Below are 4,516 nucleotides of genomic sequence, written 5' to 3' on the forward strand. Positions count from 1 at the left end.
GCCTACGCTTTCACCGTGTCCAAGCTCTCGACCGCCGCCAAGCGGCTCGTGCTAGGTAGACCTTTCCGCAGTGACAAGCTAGGTCACACGCTCCTACCGAAGCGCATCGCACTTCCCGTCTTCGCCTCGGACGCCATGTCCTCGGTCGCCTACGCGCCGGAGGAAATCTTCCTGGTGCTGTCTGTGGCGGGGATCTCGGCCTACGCCTTCACTCCCTGGATCGGTCTTGCCGTCTGCGTAGTCATGGCCGTCGTCGTTGCCAGCTACCGACAGAACGTCCACGCGTATCCGTCGGGCGGTGGCGACTACGAGGTGGCCACGGTCAACCTCGGTCCGACCGCAGGCTTGACCGTCGGGAGCGCACTGCTCGTCGACTACGTGCTCACCGTTGCGGTGTCGATTTCGGCCGCCGCGTCGAACATCGGCTCGGCACTCCCTCTCGTCGCGGAACACAAGGTCGCGTTCGCAGTGGTCGCGATCGTTCTCATCACTGCGATCAACCTGCGCGGTATCCGGGAATCGGGCGCCGCCTTCGCGATTCCGACCTACGCGTTCATGATCGGGATGGTGCTCATGCTTGCGTGGGGACTGTTGCGGGTCTACGTGTTCGGCGAGGATCTGCAAGCGGAATCCTCGTCGTTCGAGCTGGTGGAGGAGGACTCTCATCTGTACGGAATCGCGTTCGCATTCCTCGTTGCTCGCGCGTTCTCCTCGGGCTGCGCCGCCCTGACCGGAGTGGAAGCGATCAGCAACGGCGTGCCCGCGTTCCGCAAACCGAAGTCTCGCAATGCCGCAACCACGCTGCTTCTTCTGGGAGTCATCGGCATCACGTTGCTGATGGGCATCATCCTTCTCGCCCAGAAGATCGGCATCAAGTACGCGATGGATCCGGCCGAACAATTGGTCGGCGCACCGGATGGGTACCAGCCGAAGACGCTGATCGCGCAGCTTGCCGACGCGGTGTTCTCCGGTTTCCCGATCGGCTTCTTCTTCATCACGATCGTCACTGCGTTGATCCTCGTGCTGGCCGCGAATACGGCGTTCAACGGATTTCCGGTACTCGGATCGGTACTTGCACAGGATCGCTACTTGCCCCGTCAGTTGCACACGCGCGGTGACCGGCTCGCGTTCAGCAACGGGATTCTCTTTCTGTCCGGTGCTGCCATCGCGTTCGTCGTGGTGTTCGGAGCCGAGGTGACCAAGCTCATTCAGCTCTACATCGTGGGTGTGTTCGTCTCGTTCACACTCAGCCAGACAGGCATGATTCGGCACTGGACTCGCCTGCTGCGTACCGAGCAGGATCCGGAATCGCGGCGTCGAATGTTCCGTTCCAGGATCGTCAACAGTATCGGGCTCGCGATGACCGCCACGGTGCTCGTGATAGTGCTGATCACCAAGTTCGCGGCCGGTGCATGGATCGCGATCGTGGCGATGATTGCGATCTTCGTGATGATGCGGATGATCAGGAAGCACTACGACACGGTGGCACGTGAACTCGAGAACGAAGAGTGGGACGGTGTGTTGCCGAGTCGAACTCACTCGATCGTGCTGGTGTCCAAACTGCACATGCCGACTCTGCGCGCGCTCGCCTATGCACGTGCCACTCGTCCCGACACATTGGAGGCCATCACAGTCAACGTCGACGAGGCCGATACCAGGGCTCTGGTGCGGGAGTGGGAGGCCAGTGACGTCTCTGTTCCGCTCAAGGTGGTGGAGTCGCCGTACCGCGAGATCACCAAACCGGTGCTGGACTACGTCAAGCGGGTCAGGCGTGACTCGCCGCGCGACGTGGTGACGGTGTTCATCCCCGAGTATGTCGTCGGTCACTGGTGGGAGCAGATCCTGCACAATCAGAGCGCACTGAGGTTGAAGAGTCGGCTGCTGTTCCAGCCCGGCGTGATGGTGACTTCTGTTCCATGGCAGCTTCGGTCCTCGGAAAAGGCGCGCCGCGAATCGATCGAGAACGCACCAGGTGCCTCGCGTCGAGGCTACGAGCCCCCATCGGGAAGATGACCATGAGCGAGAGTTGGTTCGGTCAGACCTTCGAGGTGACACTCGGCTCCCCTGGCCACGGAGGGTTCTGTGTAGCTCGGCACGAAGGTCGTGTGATATTCGTCCGACACGGATTGCCCGGGGAGGTCGTGCGCGCCAAGGTGACCGAAGACCGTGGAGGTTCGTTCTGCCGAGCGGACGCCGTCGACATTGTGACGGGATCTACGGACCGCATCGAACCGTTGTGTCCGATTTCGGGCCCCGGCGGATCCGGCTGCTGTGACTACTCGCACACGACCCTTGCTGCGGGTCGGGCGATGAAGTCCGCCGTGGTGCAGGAGCAACTGCGCAGGGTCGCCGGCATCGACCGCGAGGTGAGTGTGGAGGAACTTCCGCTCACCGCAGACGGAACCGGCTGGCGCAGCAGGGTTCGGCTAGCGGTGGACGGCGCAGGTCGAGCTGGATTCCACCGGTATCGAAGCTCGACGATCCTGCCCGAATTGGCGTGCCCCCAGGCTGTTGCTGGTTCGTACGACGGTCTCGGTGACGCGCAGTGGCGACCGGGCTCGGAGCTGACCGTCACCGTCGATGGTGCCGGCGATCGACACGTCGTCGAAATCGCTCCTGCAGCGTTGTCACGCACCGGTCGTCGATCCCCTGGACGGCGTGGCGCATCCGCACGTCGTGCAGCCTCGGCGCAGCCGAGAGCCGAGAAGGCCGTGATCGGTAGTGGACGCGCGCACGAGTTCGTCTCGGGCCGTGAATGGGCGCTCGACTCCACCGGATTCTGGCAGGCGCATCGAGGTGCTGCACAGGTGTACAGCGATGTGGTAGCCGAGTGGTCGGATGCGAAGGACGGCGACGTCGCCTGGGATCTGTACGGCGGTGTCGGGGTGTTCGCCGCCAGTCTGGCCGACGGTGTCGGGCCGACCGGCCGAGTCGTGAGCGTCGAGTTCTCGCGCCGAGCCGCCACCGATGGTGCACAGGCACTCGATGATCTGCCGCAGGTACGGTTCGCCCCGGGGCGGGTCGAGCGCAGTGTCGAGGCACTACCCGCGCCCTCTGTCGTGGTCCTGGATCCGCCGCGGGCCGGGGCTGGCAAAGACGTCGTCGCAGCAGTAGCCGCTCGTGGCCCGGAGCGGATCGTGCACATCGGGTGTGACCCTGCCTCGTTCGCACGAGACGCGAAGCTGTACGCGGACGCAGGATTTCACCTCGACGACGTTCGAGCGTTCGACGCGTTTCCGCTCAGCCACCATGTCGAGTGCATCGGGCGTTTCGTCCGCTAGCCGGCTTCCACGACTGCAAGAAGGTTCGCTTCTTGTGCGGGTGCGAGAATTCGCTGCGCGCCGCATGAGCAGTGCTGGTAGCTGATCGTTCCTTCGCTTGTCCGGTGGTGGCTCGCCGTCGTCCAGCAGTGGTGGTGGGTGGGTGTCGTGGTTGTGTACGCGTTCATGAACACCACTGTGATGTAATGGTCTTGTGCATATCAACCCTTACGGAACATATGCGGTGCAGTTGGGCGTGGACCTGTTCAATTTCCCGCCGAACTCGGCCGCCGAATTGGGACGCCGTTGCATCGACGGGGGACTGGTGGTCGATACCGTCCCCACCGACGCCGACTCGACCGAAGCCGCGGCGTTCCTCGCCGAGTGGGTGAGGGTCGTGGACGCGGAGACCGACGAAGCACGCGCGGACATTCTCAACGACCTGCTCGCGCGCGCGTCGGCCTATCCGAGGCTGACCAATCACGCCGGTGATGGCTGGCACATGCACTATCGCGATCCGAACATCCCACTCGGATCGGTCATTCGAGCGTTGGTCAGCGTCGGCACCGCCCTACATTTGACCGGTCGCGGCATGAACCGGCTCGGGAGATGTGCAGCCGAGGACTGCGTGAAGGTGTTCGCGGACGTATCGCGCACGGGCCGCCAGCGCTACTGCGGAACCGTGTGTTCGAATCGAGACGCAGTCCGCAGACACCGAGCGCGCGCAAGCGCGGGGTAGGCAGCCGGGTAGGCAAGCAGGCTAGCCGAGGGCTCCTGTCAGGTCTTGCGGTTGTACAGACGCATCGTGATCGGACCGAAGACGACCAGGAATCCCGCGCACATCGCCGCAGTCACAGCCAATTTCGTGGCATCGGGATCGCCGTCCATCAGCGACCTGATCGACGTGACGAGAAAGCTGACCGGATTGACTTCGACGAATGCTCGCAGCCATCCGGGCATCGTCTGAGGATCCACGAAGATGTTGCTGGCGAAGGTCAGTGGGAACAATATGAACATCGACACGCCCATGACGGCTGCTTCGGTGCGGACGATCATGGCGATCATCGTCCATACCCACGAGAGGCAGAACGAGAACACGAGCAGCAACGCGATCGAGAGCACGACACCGACGATGCCGCCGTCGGGCCGGAAGCCGATGACCAGGCCAAGGACCAGCACAATCACCGACGCCAGCGAGTAGCGGACCACATCTCCGAGGAGTGCGCCGACCAGCGGTGACGGTCGCCAGATCGGAA

At 63.3% G+C, this 4,516-nt stretch carries 5 protein-coding genes; 3 read left to right on the forward strand and 2 right to left on the reverse strand.

Features of this window, described 5'->3' with window-relative positions:
• Positions 1 to 15 precede the first annotated feature (15 nt).
• Together A2J03_RS16440 and A2J03_RS16445 are read left to right on the forward strand one after the other, a co-directional pair.
• A complete protein-coding gene (locus A2J03_RS16440; RefSeq protein WP_068375930.1) occupies positions 16 to 2,013 on the forward strand; it encodes an APC family permease in 1,998 nt (665 codons plus the stop codon).
• A 2-nt stretch (positions 2,014 to 2,015) separates the two neighbouring features.
• Positions 2,016 to 3,281, forward strand: a complete 1,266-nt coding sequence (locus A2J03_RS16445) for a class I SAM-dependent RNA methyltransferase (protein WP_068375932.1) — start codon at positions 2,016 to 2,018, stop codon at positions 3,279 to 3,281.
• On the opposite strand, the gene A2J03_RS31150 is transcribed toward A2J03_RS16445, so the two are convergent.
• On the reverse strand, positions 3,278 to 3,448 hold the full coding sequence (locus tag A2J03_RS31150) for a hypothetical protein (RefSeq protein ID WP_197480823.1): 171 nt from the start codon (positions 3,446 to 3,448) through the stop codon (positions 3,278 to 3,280). The two genes, A2J03_RS16445 and A2J03_RS31150, sit on opposite strands and share 4 nt — an antisense overlap.
• Positions 3,449 to 3,474: 26 nt before the next feature.
• Between A2J03_RS31150 and A2J03_RS16450 the strand changes: the two genes are divergently transcribed.
• Positions 3,475 to 3,999, forward strand: a complete 525-nt coding sequence (locus A2J03_RS16450) for a CGNR zinc finger domain-containing protein (RefSeq protein ID WP_068375929.1) — start codon at positions 3,475 to 3,477, stop codon at positions 3,997 to 3,999.
• A 38-nt stretch (positions 4,000 to 4,037) separates the two neighbouring features.
• Here A2J03_RS16450 and A2J03_RS16455 read toward each other — a convergent pair.
• Positions 4,038 to 4,516, reverse strand: a 479-nt coding sequence (locus A2J03_RS16455; RefSeq protein ID WP_156520424.1) for an ABC transporter permease, incomplete at its 5' end; no start/stop codon positions are given.

The organism is Rhodococcus sp. EPR-157 (assembly GCF_001647195.1).
In the GTDB taxonomy this organism is placed as follows: Bacteria; Actinomycetota; Actinomycetes; order Mycobacteriales; family Mycobacteriaceae; genus Rhodococcoides.